The organism is Marichromatium gracile (assembly GCF_004343155.1).
GTDB classification, from domain to species: Bacteria; Pseudomonadota; Gammaproteobacteria; order Chromatiales; family Chromatiaceae; genus Marichromatium; species Marichromatium gracile.
Genome location: NZ_SMDC01000009.1, coordinates 115,037 through 130,826 on the forward strand (window position 1 = coordinate 115,037; position 15,790 = coordinate 130,826).

Sequence of the window (15,790 nt, forward strand, 5' to 3'; positions counted from 1 at the left end):
CTCCCGACAGCATCCCGATGCCCAAGCACGCCTCGTCCCACGCCAGCACCGCCCCCCTCGACCCGGCATCCTATCCCACCTGGGGGGCGCTGCGCTGGCTGCTGCTGATCCGGCTGCTGCTGGTCGTCGGGCTGACCCTGGTGTTCTCGCCCAACGCGGTCGATCCGCTGCTCGCCAGCGCCGACACCGAGCTGGCTTGGTCGGTGCTCCTGGTCTACACCCTGCTGGTACTGCTCAGTGGGCTGAGTCTCTACGGTCAGTGGCCGGCGCGCAAGCAGCAGGTCTATCTCGCCATCCTCGTCGACATCGTCGTCTTCACCCTGCTGATGCACGCCGCCGGCGGGGTGGCCAGCGGCCTCGGCATCCTGCTGACGGTGACGGTGGCCGCCGGGGCGCTGACCATGGAGGGACGGCTGACGCTGCTGTTCGCCGCGCTGGCCACCATCGCGGTGATCGCCCAGCAGGGCTATCAGGCACTGCAGGGACAGGCGCCGGCCTTCACCCAGGCCGGGCTGCTCGGCATCCTCTTCTTCGCCGTGGCGCTGATCTCACAGATGCTCTATCACCGCGCACGCACCGCCGAGGCGCTGGCGGCACGGCGTCAGGTCGACCTCGACGACCTCTCCAAGCTCAACGAGTTCATCATCCAGAACATGGCCACCGGCATCCTGGTGGCCGACGGCGAGCGGCGGCTGCGACTGATGAACCAGGCCACCCGCGAGCTGCTCGGCATCGCCCACGACCGCCACGCCCCCGGCGTCGCCCTCGGCGCGGTCAGCACCGCGCTGGCCACCGAACTCGAACGTCTGGTCCAGCCCGGCGCGCACCGTCAGGCGGTGGTCAGCCATCACGGGCGCGCGCTGCGGGTCAGCGTCAAGCTGCTCGGCGCGCACCGCGCCAGCGGCGTGATCCTCTATCTGCGCGACGACCGCGAGGCCACCGCCGAGGCGCAGCGGATCAAGCTCGCCGCGCTCGGCACCCTCACCGCGAGCATCGCCCACAACATCCGCAACCCGCTGAGCGCGATCTCCCACGCCGCCGAGCTGTGCGCCGAGGCCCCCGGGCTCGCGGGCGACGAGCAGCAGTTGCTCGCCATCGTCCACCGCAACAGCGCACGTATCGACGAGATCGTCAGCAGCGTGCTCGAGCTCTCGCGGCGCGACCGCATGCAGCGCCAGACGCTCGAACTCTACGACTGGTTGCGCGGCTTCGTCGACGAGTTGACCGAGACCCGCCAACTCGGCCCGCGCCGGCTGCACCTGCACCTCGAACGCGATCCCGGCACGGTCGTGGCCGACCCCAGACACCTCCACCAGATCCTCGCCAACCTGTGCGAGAACGCCCTGGTTCACGGCGGCGACGGCCCGGTGACCCTGGTGCTCGACCGCGACCACCACACCCGTCGCCCGTTGCTGGAGGTGATCGACCAGGGACCGGGGATCGCCCCCGAGGTCGCCGACGCCATCTTCGACCCCTTCTTCACCACCCGCCACAGCGGCACCGGGCTCGGGCTCTACATCGCCCGCGAGCTGGCCGAGAGCAACGCCATGACCCTCGCGCTGCTGCCCAACCGCCCCAGCGGCTGTCGCTTCCGCCTGCTGTTCGCGACCACGACGGGCGAGGACCGGGCGGATTGAACCCAGCGGCCAGCCGGAAAGATTGAACCGCAAAGCCGCAAAGGGCGCGAAGGGGGATTGAGCGGTCAGCCACCAGCGACCAGCGACCAGCCGCCACTGGGGCGATCGTCCAACGGCGGCGCAGACCCGCAACGTCCGTGGCCTCACGCCGACATCACGCATCATCCCCTTTGCGCACTTCGCGGCTTTGCGGTTCAATCCTGGCGGCTGGCGGCTGGCGGCTGGCGGCTGGCGGCTGGCGGCTGGCGGCTGGCGGCTGGCGGCTGAAAACCTTTTCTCCATCTTCGCGCTCTTCGCGCCATTGCGGTTCATCCCTTTGCGGTTCATCTCTTCGCGGTTCATCTCTCTGGCCGCTGATCGCTGGCGACCGGTCGACGCTCCGCGCTATCCTTGATGCAGCGCATGCCCTACCACCGACGGACCCAGACCGACCCGATGCCGACCGACAAGGCCCAGGCGCTCGTCGTCGACGACGAGACCGACATCCTCGAACTGCTGCGGATCACCCTCGCGCGGATGGAGATCCGCGCGGTGACCGCGACCAGTCTGGTCGAGGCGCGCGCGCGCCTCGTCGAACAGCCCTTCGACCTCTGCCTGACCGACATGAAGCTGCCCGACGGCAGCGGTATCGAGCTGATCCGTCACATCGCCGCACACCACCCGGAGTTGCCGGTGGCGATGATCACCGCCTACGGCAACATGGACTCGGCGATCGAGGCGATGAAAGCCGGCGCCTTCGACTTCGTCTCCAAGCCGGTGGAGCTGCAGCGGCTGCGTCAACTCGTCGCTGCCGCGCTCAAGCTCAGCCACCGCGCCGGTAGCGAACCCGGCGGCGACTCCGCCGCACCCCAGCTACTCGGCGCCTCGCCGGCGATGGACCATATCCGCCAGCTCATCGCCAAGCTCGCGCGCAGCCAGGCGCCGGTGTTCGTCACCGGCGAGAGCGGCACCGGCAAGGAGCTGGCCGCGCGGCTGATCCACGCCCAGGGGCCGCGACGCGACGGTCCCTTCGTCGCGCTCAACTGCGGCGCCATCCCCCACGATCTGGTCGAGAGCGAGCTGTTCGGCCACAAGAAGGGCAGCTTCACCGGCGCCAGCAGCGACAAGCAGGGGCTGTTCCAGGCCGCCGAGGGCGGCACCCTGTTCCTCGACGAGGTCGCCGAGCTGCCGCTGCAGACCCAGGTCAAGCTGCTGCGCGCGATCCAGGAGAAGGCGGTGCGCCCGGTCGGCACCCAGCGCGAGCTGCCGGTCGACGTGCGCCTGATCAGCGCCAGCCACCGCGATCTCAATGCCGAGGTCGAACGCGGGCGCTTCCGCCAGGACCTCTTCTACCGCATCAACGTCATCGAGCTGCGCATGCCGCCGCTGCGCGAGCGGCGCGGGGACATCCCCGCGCTGGCCGACTGGCTGCTCGCGCGCATCGCCGAGAAGAGCGGCGCCGACGGACCGCTGCGGCTCGCCCCCGAGGCGCTGACCGCGCTCGCCCGTCACCCCTTCCCGGGTAACGTGCGCGAACTCGAGAACATCCTCGAGCGCGCCACCGCGCTGTGCGAGCACAGCCAGATCGAGATCGACGATCTCTACCTCCCCGACCCCGCCCCGACACACCACGACGCCGCGCCCGACGTCGCCGCACCGCACCCCGCGCCCGCCGAGCCGGCGCACTGGGATCATGCCGCCGCCGCGCGTCGCCTGGGCATGTCGCAGCGCTCGCTGCACTATCGGCTCAGCCGACTCGGCATCGAATAACCCATCGCCCCACGGCACCACACCCGAGGACCCTGCGCTTGCCCGCCTCATCCAACCGCCCACGCGACCCCTTCGTCGACTGGGTCCGTCAGGTCACCCCCTATATCCACGCCCACCGCGGCAAGACCTTCGTCATCGCCATCGGCGGCGAGGCGCTCACCGACGCCCGCTTCCCCGATCTGGTACACGACATCGCCATGCTCCACGGGCTCGGCATCCGTCTGGTACTGGTACACGGCGCACGCCCGCAGATCGAGGCGCGGCTGTCCGAGCGCGGCGCGCGGATGCGCTATGTCAACGGGCTGCGCGTCACCGACGACACCGCACTGGCCTGCGTCAAGGAGGCCGCCGGGGTGGTGCGGGTGGAGATCGAGGCGCTGCTCTCGCTGGGACTGGCCAACTCACCGATGGCCGGGGTGCGCATCCCGGTGGTCTCGGGCAACTTCGTCACCGCGCGACCGTTCGGGGTGCTCGACGGCGTCGACTACGGCCATACCGGCACGGTGCGTCGGGTCGACCGCCACACCCTGCGCGCACTGCTCGATCAGGGCGCGGTGGCGTTGATGCCGCCGCTCGGCTACTCGCCCACCGGCGAGGTGTTCAACCTCAGCGCCGCCGATGTCGCCCGCAGCACCGCCGAGGCGCTGCAGGCCGACAAGCTGGTGTTCCTGCTCGAGGACGAGGAGGTGCGTACCGCGGCCCTCCCCCCGACCCTGCTCACCGGCGAGGTCGACGCCCTGCTCGACGCCGCCACGCCGCTGCCCGAGGGCCTGGGCAAGTGTCTGCGCGCCAGCGCCGAGGCCTGTCGTCACGGCATCCCCCGCGTCCATCTGGTCGGGCGCAGCGGCGACGGCGCACTGCTGCGCGAGCTGTTCACCCGCGACGGCAGCGGCACCCTGGTCTCCGCCGAGCCGTTCGAGGAGCTGCGCGCGGCGCGCATCGACGACGTCGCCGGCATCCTCGAACTGCTGCGCCCGCTCGAGGAGCGCGGCATCCTGGTGCGGCGCTCGCGCGAGCGCCTCGAGACCGAGATCGACCGTTTCGTGGTCGCCGAGCGCGACGGCCTGATCACCGCCTGCGCCGCGCTCTACCCCTATGCCGACGAGGCCATGGCCGAACTCGCCTGCGTCGCGGTGCACACCCAGTACCGCGCCGGCGGACGCGGCGACCGGCTGCTCGAATACATGGAGCGACTGGCGCGCGCGCAGGGGATCGCGCGGCTGTTCGTGCTCACCACCCAGACCGCGCATTGGTTCCAGGAGCGCGGCTTCGCCCCGGCCGGGCTGGAGGCGCTTCCCATGGCCCGGCAGGCGCTTTACAATTTTCAGCGCAACTCCAAGGTCTTCATCAAGCGGCTCTGACCCGCCCCGCGCAACGAAATCGGACGGGAGCCCCGTCTCCCCTCCCCTGATCGATTACAGAACCGCCGAACGCCCCGTCGCCCGACGGGTGCCGAACGCCCTTCGCCCGCCAACCCAGATCTGGTGCCAGACGTGCTGTCCGACTCCTGCCCCCGCCATCCCCGATCCCCCTGGCTCAACCTGCTGCCGTGGCTGCTGCTCGCCCTGCTCGTGGTGCCGTCGGCAGGCGCCGACACCGGGACCGAGACGACCGCCAATCTACCCACCCTGGCCCAGGTCGAGGCCCGCGCCACCGAGGTCGAGAACTCGACCGCGCTCGACGAGAGCGCCAAGACCACCCTGCTCGAACTCTATCGCCGCACGCGCGCCAGTCTCGAGGACACGCGCAACTTCGATCTCAAGGCCGAGGAGTTCGCCCGCTCGCTGGAGACCGCGCCGCGCCAGCGCAGGGCACAGGAGCGCGAACTCGAGGCCGCCCGCGCCGCCACCACCACGCCCGAGGAGGTGATCCCGGACGACCTCACCAGCGAGGCCATCGCCCAGCGCCTGAACAAGGCGCTGGCCGACGTCGCCGTCGAGGAGACGCGGCTCGGCGAGCTGGAGAAACTGACCCAGGCCACCGAGAACCGCCCGGCGGCGGCGCGCGCGCGCATGACCGAGGTCAAACAGGCGCTCGACCAGCTCGGCGACCCGCCGAGCGTCGACACCGGCGAGCTCAACGGGCAATCGGGCGATTTCGTTCAGGCCCAGCGCTGGGCGCACCAGGCGCGCCGTCAGGCGCTGTGGTCGGAGGCGCAGATGCTCGAACAGGAGCTGCTCAGCCAGCCCGCGCGCATCGCGCTCTATCAGGTCAGGCGCGATCTCGCCGCGCTGCGGCTGAAACGGCTCAAGACCTATCAGCGCGCGCTCGAGGAGCTGCAGAACCAGCGGCGCAACGCCGAGGCCGAGGCCGCCCAGCGCGCCTCCGAGCAGGCCCAGCGCGAGGCCGCCGACAAGCACCCGCTGGTGCAGCGCGAGACCCAGACCAATGCCGAGATCAGCGCCTCGCTGGCACAGATCGCCAAGCAACTCGAGGCCCTCAACGAACGTCAGGCGAGGATCGAGAGCGAGCGCAAGCGCATCGAGGAGGACTTCCGCGGCGCCCAGCAGCGTATCGAGGCCGCCGGACTGAGCCGCGCGCTCGGCCAGGTGTTGCTCGATCGTCGCACCCAGCTGCCCGACCTGCGTCAGTACCGCAAGGACATCGCCACACGCGAGGACGCAATCGCCGAGGCCACGCTGCGCCAGATCCGCTACCGCGAGGAGAAGCGCCGGCTGCGCGACCGCGACCGCTATCTCGACGAACTCACCCTCGACGTCCCCCGGGACGAGCGCGCGCTGGTACGCGAGCAGCTCGACGAGGTGCTCGAACAGCGCCGCCGGCTGATCGCGCAGAGCCTCGACATCGAGGACGACTATGTCCGCCAGCTCGCCGATCTCAACTATGTCACCGATCAGGTGGTGAGCATCGCCGAGACCTATGACGACTTCCTCGCCGAGCGCCTGCTGTGGGTGCGCAGCGCGCCCCCGATCGGCACCGAGACGCTCACCTCGCTGCCGGCGGCGACCCTCTGGCTGCTGTCCTGGGAGGGGGCCTGGGAGGCGGTTGCGGCGACCCTGCTCGAGCGGCTGCAACACGCCTGGACCTTCTGGGCCGGGCTGCTCGTGGTCGCCGCGCTGCTGTGGCGCCTGACGGCGCTGCGCCGTGCCATCCGCGCCACCGCCGAGCCGCTGCGCCGGGTGCGCACCGACGGCATCCAGCACACCGTCAAGGCGATCGCCCTGACCCTGCTGATGGCGCTCCCCGCGCCCCTGCTGATGGCCCTGCTCGGCATGCAGCTACAGGCCTCGACCGAGGCCACGCCGTTCACCCGCGCCTTCGCCAGCGCGCTCACCGAGGTCGCCGGCGGGCTCTACTTCCTGCTCGCCTTCCGCGGGCTGTGCATCACCGGCGGCGTGGCCGATCGCCACTTCCGCTGGAGCACCGCCACCCTGGCACGCATCCGTCACGCCATCGACTGGTTCTCGGGCTATATCGTGCCGGTCTCGCTGGTGGCCGTCGCCGCCTACGAGAACAACAACCCGGTCGACACCGGCGAGCTGATGCGGCTCACCCTGGTCGCCTGCATGCTCGGCTTCACCGCCTTCTTCTGGCACCTGCTCAACCCCGCCAAGGGGCTGTTCAAGGGGATCATCGCCGAGCGCCCCGAGGGCTGGCTCAACCGGCTGCGCCACATCTGGTTCCCCTTCGTGGTGGGCGCGCCGCTGGCCCTCGCCGGGCTGGCGCTGGCCGGTTACGTCTACACCGCCGGGATGCTGTTCCGCTCGCTGGTGGCCCAGACCTGGCTGGTGCTCACCCTGCTGGTGGTCCACCAGACCATCGTGCGCTGGCTGATCGTCACCCGCCGCCGCCTCGCGCTACAGGCCGCACTCGAACGCCAGGCCGCGCGTCGCGCCCAGAGCAACGAGCCGAGCACCCCGACCGAGGTGGTACAGCTCGAGGAGTCCGAGCCCGACCTGGCGGCGATGGACGAGCAGACCCGGCGGCTGATCAACGCCTCGATCTTCTTCGCCGCGGTGGTCGGGCTGTGGATCACCTGGTCGGACGTGCTGCCCGCCTTCTCGATGCTCGAACGCTTCGCGCTGTGGCACTACGAGGGCACGGTCGAGGGCGTCACCCAGCTCGTCCCGGTCACCGCCGCCGATGTCGGACTGGTGTTCGTGATCATCTTCGTCGCCACCGTGGCGGCCAAGAACCTGCCGGCGCTGATCGAGTTCCTGCTGTTGCAGAGCGAGGCGGTCTCGGCCGGCGGACGCTACGCGATCAAGACCCTGGCGAGCTACACCATCACCGCCGTGGCCTTCCTCCTCGCCTTCTCCACCCTGGGCCTGAGCTGGTCGCAGGTGCAGTGGCTGGTGGCCGCGCTCAGCGTCGGCATCGGTTTCGGTCTGCAGGAGATCGTGGCCAACTTCATCAGCGGCCTGATCATCCTCTTCGAGCGTCCGGTACGGGTCGGCGACATCGTCACCATCGGCGACACCACCGGGGTGGTGACCAACATCCAGATCCGCGCCACCACCATCCGCAACTGGGACAAGCAGGAGCTGCTGGTGCCGAACAAGGAGTTCATCACCGGACGGCTGCTCAACTGGTCGCTCACCGACCAGCAGAACCGCGTGACCATCCCGGTCGGCATCGCCTACGGCAGCGACACCCGCCGGGCGCTGGAGATCCTCACCCAGGTCGCCGAGCAGCACGAGAAGGTGCTCGACGACCCGGCGCCGCTGCTCAGCTTCGAGGGCTTCGGCGACAACGCCCTGACCCTGGTGATGCGCTGCTATCTCGACTCGCTCGACGGGCGCATCGCGATCATCACCGAGCTGCACCAGACGATCTACGACCGCTTCAACGAGGCCGGGATCGAGATCGCCTTCCCGCAGCGCGACGTGCATCTCTCGGCCGACGCGCCGCTCGAGGTGCGGCTGCATCGCGCTGCGCGGGCGCCACTCGGCTCGGGGGACGAACCGCTGAAGACGGCGGAGGCGGACTGAGGGGATTGGGGAAGGCGTACTCGGGCGGCGCGGCCGCCGCCCGAGTGGACGGCCCCCGGGCGCACGCGGCCCGGGGCGAGGGCGTCAGATCTGCTCGTCGAAGTCCGGATCCTCCAGCAGGTCGCGCAGCCGCTTGAGTTCGCGCATCTGCTCGATGCGCCGGCGCGCCGCCAGGACGTCGCCGCCATAGGCGTCTTCGTTCTGGTTCATCAGGTGAGGGGCGCGGTCGAGCACCTCGTCGCCATAACCGCCGTCGGTCTCCAACATCTCTCCGTTACCTCTGGATTACAGTGCAAACCACAGGCGGCTATCTACTCCAAAGTTTTGCGCTCAGAAAGAGAATTTTTTTGATCGTCAGGATCAACGTTGGCGATCGACGGCCGCGACGGCGCATCACCGCTGATGTTCGACCCGCACCCGCTTGAGATTGGTGAACAGCTGATAGGCGATGGTGTCGCTCGCGCGGGCCAGCGCGCCGGCGTCGACCCGCGCCCCCCACAGCTCGACGCGATCGCCGACGACGGCCTCGGGGATGTCGGTGAGATCGACCGTGATCATGTCCATCGACACCCGTCCGGCGAGCGGCGCGCGCCGTCCGCGCACCATCACCGCCACCCCGTCCGGGGCATGGCGCGGATAGCCGTCGGCATACCCGATCGCCACCACCCCGATTCGGCTCGGACGACGACAGACGAAGCGCCCGCCATAGCCGACCGGCTCGCCGGCGGGCAGCGTGCGGATGGCGATCAGCGCCGACTCCAGGGTCATTGCCGGGCGCAGCGCGGCGGCATTGGGATGAGCCGTGTCGAAGGGCGAGACGCCGTAGAGCATGATCCCCGGGCGCACCCAGTCGCGATGCGCCGCCGGTAGATCGAGCACCGCCGCCGAGTTGGCCAGGCTCGCCGGCACGACACCGGCGACCGCGCCGTCGAAGGCGGCGAGCTGACGCGCGCTATAGGGCTCGCCCGGCTCGTCGGCGCGCGCCAGATGGCTGATCGCGCGTAGCCGCCCGACCTGGGGGCAGTCACGCAACCGCGCCAGCGCCGCGGCGACATCCGCCGGCGCGAACCCCACCCGGTGCATCCCCGAGTCGACCTTGAGCCAGCAGCCGAAGGGGCGCTCGGGACGGGCCGCCGCGATCCAGTCGAGCTGGTGCTCGGCGTGCACCACCATGTCCAGCCCGGCGCGATCGACCGCCGCCAGTTCATCCGGCGCGAACACCCCCTCGAGCAGCAGGATCGGCCCCTCGACGCCCGACTCGCGCAGCTCCAGCGCCTCCTCCAGGAAAGCCACCGCGAACCCGTCGGCCACCGGCGCCAGCGCCCGCGCCACCGCCACCGCGCCGTGCCCGTAGGCATCGGCCTTGACCACCGCCCACGCCCGCGCCGAGGGCGCGCAGGACTTGGCGTGCAGATAGTTGTGGCGTATCGCCGCGAGATCGATACGGGCGCGAGCCGGACGTGACATCTGGGAACATCTCCTGGGTTGCAAGGCGATCCAAGATACAACGAGCCGTCAGCGACCAGCCAGCGGCTATCAGCCGCCAGCTGGCGACCGGGACGTGGGCCGGGCAACGCGCAGCTGGTCCGGCGCAGCCATGCCGACGCCGGAGACCCTCATCGCATGACGGCGGTCGGCAGATTGAACCGCCAAGATACCGTCTTGCCCGTCAATCGCCGATCATGCACACAAGCCTCCCCGACTGGAGGCTGGAAGCTGATCGCTGGAAGCTGGTTCGAACCGCCAAGACACAAAGAACGCGAAGGAGAGAAGGCGACAGGGTGAGTCGCCACCAAACGTAGGGTGGGCAAAGCGCAGCGTGCCCACCGCAGGCGGCGATCAGGGTGAGGGTTTGGGTTGCCCGGCAGCCTCCGGCGCGGGCCTGACGAGCCGTCGCTGTTGGGTGACCCGTCCGGACAGCCTGGCGGTCTAACGGTGGCGCCGAGGGTGGACGGATCACCCAACCTACACGGCAGATTCGAATCCCCCTGCCCCCTTTCGCCAAAGGGGGGAGACAACGGGCGGCCAGCCGATACGTCTCTTGCTTCGCGTCCTTGGCGTCTTTGCGGTTCGAACCAGCTTCCAGCGATCAGCCTCCAGCATCCAGTGGGGGAGACTGGCGTGCATGGTCGGCGGTTGACGGGAAGGACGGTCTCTTTGCGGTTCAAGTCCGCCAGACCGTCAACGCCGGACGCCTTGCCCGGCCTACGGGGCGGATTGTTCTCTCGCCCGCGCCACGCACAGTTGCCCCAGCGCCAGTCCGCCGTCGTTGGCCGGGACGCGGCGGTGGAGGAGGACCTGGAGGCCCTGGGCCTCCAGGGCGGTGGCGAGGGGTTCGACGAGGCGGCGGTTCTGCATGACTCCGCCGCTGAGGGCGACGGTGTCGAGCCGGTGGCTGGCGCAGAGCCGGGTGGCGCATGCGACCAGGGCGTGGATCAGGCCGTCGTGGAAGCGCGCGGCGGCCCGCGCCGGGGTGGTCCCGGCGGCGAGATCGTCAAACAGCGCGGGCCACAGCGGCGCGGGGTCGATCATCAGCCGACCGTCGACGGCGATGTCGAGGGCGAAGGGATAGCCCTCGGGCGTGGGGGGCACGGTGGCGGCCAGGGTCTCGACGGCGATCGCGGCCTCGCCCTCGTAGCCGAGTCGGGGCGGGGCGAGGCCGAGCGCGGCGGCGACGGCGTCGAACAGCCGCCCCGCCGAACTCGACGGCGGGGCGTTGAGCCCGCGCGCGATCAGGGTGCGTAGCGCCTCGAGCGGTTGCGCGGCGAGCGCGCGCACCGCCTCGAGCGCGGCCCAGCGGCCCAGCGCGGCATCGAGCAGCCCGGCGCGTTCGAGCTGGGCGAGCAGGTTGCGCCAGGGCTCGACCATCGCCCGCGCCCCGCCCGGCAGCGCCGCCGGGCACAGCCCGCCGAGCCGTCGCGACCCGCGATAGTCGACCTGCAGCAGCTCGCCGCCCCAGAGGGTGCCGTCCTCCCCCCAGCCGAGCCCGTCGAGGGCGATGCCGAGCACCGGCCCGGCCTCGGGCGGGCGACCGTGCTCGGCGAGCAGCGCGGCGATATGGGCGTGGTGATGTTGCACCTCGACCAGCGCCAGCCCGGCGCGCGCGGCCCAGTCGCGACCGTACTGGCTGGCGCGGTAGTCGGGGTGGGCGTCGATCGCGATACGCTTGGGCCGGTGCTCGAACAGCGCCAGATAGCGCGCCAGGGTAGCCACCCAGGCGCGCGCGCTGCCCGCCTCTTCGAGATCGCCGAGGTGCTGGCTGAGGATCGCCCGCTCGCCGTCACCGAGACACAAGGTGTTCTTCAGCTCGCCGCCGAGCGCGACCGTCGCCGCGCCCTGCGCCAGCCCCGGCGGCAGGACGAGCGCGCCGGGGGCATGGCCACGGGCGCGGCGCAGCAGCCGGGGGCGCGCAGCGATGGTGCGCACCACCGAGTCGTCGACACGGTTGCGGATGTCGCGGTCGTGCAGCAGCCAGGCGTCGGCGATCCCGGCGAGCGCCTGCAACGCCTCGTCGTTGTCGATGCACTGCGGCGCGCCGGCGCGGTTGCCGCTGGTCATCACCAGCGGGCGCGTCCACTCGGCGAGCAGCAGCAGGTGCAGCGGGCTGTAGGGCAGCAGTATCCCCAGGGTCGACTGACCGGGCGCGACCGCCTCGGCGAGCGGCACGCCGTCGGCGCGACGCGCCAGCAGCACGATGGGCGCGGCGGGGCTGGCGAGGGTCTCGGCCTCGCCGGGGGCGAGCAGGCAGTGGCGGCGCACCACCGCGAGATCGCGCGCCATCAGCGCGAAGGGCTTGCTTGGGCGCCGCTTGCGCCGGCGCAGCTCGGCCACCGCCCGGTCGTTGCCGGCGTCGCAGGCGAGATGGAAGCCGCCGATGCCCTTGATGGCGAGGATTTCGCCCGCGGCGAGCCGGGCGCTGGCGGCGGCGATGGGGTCGGCCCCGGTCTCCTCCAGCGCCCGCCCGTCAGCTCCGGCGAGCCAGACCCGCGGGCCGCACACCGGGCAGGCGTTGGGCTGGGCGTGGAAGCGCCGGTCGGCGGGGTCGGCGTACTCGCGCGCGCACGCCGGGCACAGTGGGAAGCGCGCCATGCTGGTGTTGGCCCGATCGTAGGGGATGGACTCGACGATCGACAGCCGTGGCCCGCAGTGGGTGCAGTTGGTGAAGGGGTAGCGATGACGGCGGTTCGCCGGGTCCCGCACCTCGGCGGCGCAGGCGCTGCAGGTGGCGGCATCGGGGACGATGGCGGTGTGCACCGGGGTGTCGGCGCTGGCGACGATGACGAAGTCGCCGACCCCGGCGAGCGCGGCGGGGTCGGCGAGCGGCGCGCGCTCGATGCGCTCGATCTGCGCCAGCGGCGGGCACTCGGCGCGCAGCCGGGCGCAGAAGCGCGCGATCGCCTCGGGCGGCGCGCCGGCGCCGGGCCGGACGCGGATCAGCACGCCCTCGCCGTCGTTGCGGACATCGCCGACCAGGGCGCAGTCGCGCGCCAGCCGCCACACCGTCGGGCGGAAGCCGACGCCCTGCACCTGACCGCGCACCCGGATCGACTCGGCCGGTGCGCCGCTCCCGTCCGCCCCCGACACCCTAGCCGCGCCCCGCACGCCGGACCATGCCTCTCATTGCCGCCCGGCCAGCGCGGCGTGCGCCGCCGCCAGCCGCGCCACCGGCACCCGCGGACCGGAGCAACTGACGTAGTCGAGCCCGGCCTGATGGCAGAAGGCGATGGAGTCGGGGTGGCCGCCGTGCTCGCCGCAGATGCCGACGTGCAGGTTGGGCTTGACCCGCCGTCCCCACTCCACCGCCAGCTCCATGAGCTTGCCGACGCCCTTGCGGTCGAGCACGTCGAAGGGGTTGTCCTGGAGGATGCCGGACTGGTTGTAGAGCGGCAGGAACTTGTTCTCGGCGTCCTCGCGCGAGAAGGAGAAGGTCGCCTGGGTGAGATCGTTGGTACCGAAGGAGAAGAAGTCGGCCTCCTCGGCGAGCGACTCGGCGCGCATGCAGGCGCGCACCACCTCGATCATGGTGCCGAAGCGGAAGGCGACCGGCGCGCCGTAGCGCTCGGCGACCTCGGCGTGGATGGTCTCGACCGAGGCGCGGACCATGCGCAGCTCCTGCGCGGTGCAGACCTGCGGCACCTTGATCTGGGGATGGACCTCGATGCCGGCCTTGGCGCACTCGGCGGCGGCCTCGAGGATGGCGCGCACCTGCATCTGGTAGATCTCGGGGAAGGTGATGCCGAGCCGCACGCCGCGATGGCCGAGCATGGGGTTGGTCTCGTAGAGCAGGCGCACCTTGCGCAGCATCGCCTCCTTCTTGGCGATCGCCTCCTCGACCAGCGCCGGCTCGACCAGCCGCCGGGCGCGGTCAACCTCGTGGCGCAGGGTGTCCTCGGCGTGCAGCAGGCCCATCGCCCCGGCGAGCACGCCGAGCCCGCGCGCGCCGCACTCGAGCGCGCGCAGGTCGGCGATCTCGCGTTCGAGCACCTGGGCGTCGGGGAGGAACTCGTGGATCGGCGGGTCGAGCAGACGGATGGTCACCGGGTTGGGCGACATCACCTCGAACAGCGACTGGAAGTCGGCGCGTTGCAGCGGCAGCAGCCGGTCGAGCGCGTCCTGACGCTGCTCCGGGGTCTCGGCGACGATCATCTCGATGACGATCGGCAGCCGCTCGACGTCGTTGAACATGCGCTCGGTGCGCGCCAACCCGATGCCGACGGCGCCATAGCGGCGCGCCCGGCGGGCGTCGTCCGGGGTGTCGGCGTTGGCGAGCACGCGCAGCCGGGCGTGCGCGTCGGCCCAGCCGAGCAGGGTGCCGAGTTCGGCGGTGAACTCCGGCTCGACGGTGGCGATGGCGCCGATGTAGACCTTGCCCGAGGTGCCGTCGATGGTGATGATCTCGCCCTCGCGAAAGCGGGTCAGCCCGACCCGCGCCTCGCGTCGCTCGACGTCGACGCTGATGCCCTCGGCCCCGGCCACGCAGGGCTTGCCCATGCCGCGCGCAACCACCGCCGCGTGCGAGGTCTTGCCGCCGCGCGAGGTGAGGATGCCGGCGGCGGCGAAGAAGCCGTGGATATCCTCGGGCTTGGTCTCCTCGCGCACCAGGATCACCTTCAGCCCCTGTTCGCGCCCGAGCTGCTCGGCGCGGTCGGCGTCGAACACCGCGATCCCCGAGGCCGCCCCCGGCGAGGCCGGCAGCCCCTGGGCGACGGACTCGGCCACCACCCCGGGGTCGAGCCGGGGGAAGAGCATCTGTTCGAGCAGGTCGGGGGCGATGCGCAGCAGCGCGCGCTCGCGCTCGATCAGCCCCTCCTCGACCATCTCCACCGAGGTGCGCACCATCGCCGTGGCGTTCATCTTGCCGTTGCGCGTCTGCAGGCAGTAGAGCTGGCCGCGCTCGATGGTGAACTCGAAGTCCTGCACCTCGCGGTAGTGGCGTTCGAGCTTGTCGCGCAGCTCGGCGAGCGCGGTGGCCATCTCCGGCATCTCGTCGGCGAGACGGTCGATCGGCTTGGGGGTGCGGATGCCGGCGACCACGTCCTCGCCCTGGGCGTTGACCAGATACTCGCCGTAGAGCCGGTTCTCGCCGGTGCCCGGGTTGCGGGTGAAGGCCACGCCGGTGGCCGAGTCCTCGCCGCGATTGCCGAAGACCATGGTGACGACGTTGACGGCGGTGCCGTTGGCCATCTCCGGGGTGATGTGGAACTGACGCCGGTAGTCGACCGCGCGCTTGCCCTGCCAGCTGTTGAACACCGCCTGGATGGCGAGTTCGAGCTGTTGGTAGGGGTCCTCGGGGAAGGGCTGGCCGGTGTGCTCGCGCACCAGCACGAGGAAGCGCTCGCAGACCTGTTCGAGTTCGCGCGCCGAGAGATCGACGTCCTGGCGGGCGTGGGCGGCGCGCTTGATCGCCTCGAAGGCGGTGTCGAAGACCGCATCGTCGATGCCGAGCGCGACCTTGCCGAAGAGCTGGATGAAGCGGCGATAGGCGTCGTAGCCGAAGCGCGCGTCACCGGTGGCGCGGATCTCGCCCTGCAGGGTGGCGGCGTTGAGCCCGAGGTTGAGGATGGTGTCCATCATCCCCGGCATCGACATCGCCGAGCCCGAGCGCACCGAGACCAGCAGCGGGTTGTCGGGGTCGCCGAAGCCCTTGCCGGTCTTCTCCTCGACCGCGCGCATCTGCGCGCGCACCTCCTCCATCAGCGCCGCCGGCAGCCCCTGCTCGGGCGCGGCCAGATAATCGAGACAGGCGCTGGTGGCAATCACGAAGCCGGGCGGCACGTTGAGCCCGATCTGGGTCATCTCGCAGAGATTCGCCCCCTTGCCGCCGAGCAGTTGCTTGTCCTTGCCGTCGCCGTCCTCGAATGCGAACACGGACTGGGTGGTCGTCGCCATCATCATCGGTCCTCTCGTTCGTGTGCGAATGGATGCCGGCCACGCCGGCGGCGTCGGCTTCGA

General features: G+C 71.0%; 8 protein-coding genes. 4 read left to right on the top strand and 4 right to left on the bottom strand.

Annotated elements, in window-relative coordinates:
* The first annotated feature begins 17 nt into the window (after positions 1-17).
* The 4 genes from EDC29_RS12935 to EDC29_RS12950 all read left to right on the top strand — a co-directional run bounded on the left by EDC29_RS12935 (position 18) and on the right by EDC29_RS12950 (position 8,338).
* The gene (locus tag EDC29_RS12935; RefSeq protein WP_132230235.1) at positions 18-1,637 is read left to right on the top strand and encodes a sensor histidine kinase; all 1,620 of its coding nucleotides are present in this window, start codon (positions 18-20) and stop codon (positions 1,635-1,637) included.
* 402 nt (positions 1,638-2,039) lie between these two features.
* Positions 2,040-3,386 (top strand): sigma-54-dependent transcriptional regulator, encoded by a 1,347-nt coding sequence (locus EDC29_RS12940; protein ID WP_274606711.1) that lies wholly within the window; start codon positions 2,040-2,042, stop codon positions 3,384-3,386.
* A gap of 38 nt (positions 3,387-3,424) precedes the next feature.
* A complete protein-coding gene (gene argA, locus EDC29_RS12945; protein ID WP_123140447.1) occupies positions 3,425-4,747 on the top strand; it encodes an amino-acid N-acetyltransferase in 1,323 nt (440 codons plus the stop codon).
* Positions 4,748-4,879: 132 nt separating this feature from the next.
* Positions 4,880-8,338 (top strand): mechanosensitive ion channel domain-containing protein, encoded by a 3,459-nt coding sequence (locus EDC29_RS12950; RefSeq protein WP_132230257.1) that lies wholly within the window; start codon positions 4,880-4,882, stop codon positions 8,336-8,338.
* A gap of 84 nt (positions 8,339-8,422) precedes the next feature.
* Here EDC29_RS12950 and EDC29_RS12955 read toward each other — a convergent pair whose 3' ends face one another.
* The 4 genes from EDC29_RS12955 to ppdK all read right to left on the bottom strand — a co-directional run bounded on the left by EDC29_RS12955 (position 8,423) and on the right by ppdK (position 15,727).
* Positions 8,423-8,605 (bottom strand): PA3496 family putative envelope integrity protein, encoded by a 183-nt coding sequence (locus tag EDC29_RS12955; protein WP_123140445.1) that lies wholly within the window; start codon positions 8,603-8,605, stop codon positions 8,423-8,425.
* A 126-nt stretch (positions 8,606-8,731) separates the two neighbouring features.
* Positions 8,732-9,805 carry an alanine racemase gene (gene alr, locus EDC29_RS12960; protein WP_132230237.1) on the bottom strand — a complete coding sequence of 358 codons (1,074 nt, stop codon included), beginning with the start codon at positions 9,803-9,805 and terminating at the stop codon, positions 8,732-8,734.
* A 738-nt stretch (positions 9,806-10,543) separates the two neighbouring features.
* Positions 10,544-12,922: a carbamoyltransferase HypF gene (gene hypF / locus EDC29_RS12965; RefSeq protein WP_243695650.1), complete on the bottom strand. Its 2,379-nt coding sequence runs from the start codon at positions 12,920-12,922 to the stop codon at positions 10,544-10,546.
* 33 nt (positions 12,923-12,955) lie between these two features.
* Positions 12,956-15,727 (bottom strand): pyruvate, phosphate dikinase, encoded by a 2,772-nt coding sequence (gene ppdK, locus EDC29_RS12970; protein WP_132230259.1) that lies wholly within the window; start codon positions 15,725-15,727, stop codon positions 12,956-12,958.
* Positions 15,728-15,790: the final 63 nt, after the last annotated feature.

Excerpts from the sequence above, each read along its gene's own strand:
- EDC29_RS12935 (WP_132230235.1), top strand. The coding sequence starts at position 18 with ATGCCCAAGCACGCCTCGTCCCACGCCAGCACCGCCCCCCTCGACCCG.
- EDC29_RS12940 (WP_274606711.1), top strand. The coding sequence starts at position 2,040 with ATGCCCTACCACCGACGGACCCAGACCGACCCGATGCCGACCGACAAG.
- EDC29_RS12955 (WP_123140445.1), bottom strand. The coding sequence starts at position 8,605 with ATGTTGGAGACCGACGGCGGTTATGGCGACGAGGTGCTCGACCGCGCC.
- alr (WP_132230237.1), bottom strand. The coding sequence starts at position 9,805 with ATGTCACGTCCGGCTCGCGCCCGTATCGATCTCGCGGCGATACGCCAC.
- ppdK (WP_132230259.1), bottom strand. The coding sequence starts at position 15,727 with ATGGCGACGACCACCCAGTCCGTGTTCGCATTCGAGGACGGCGACGGC.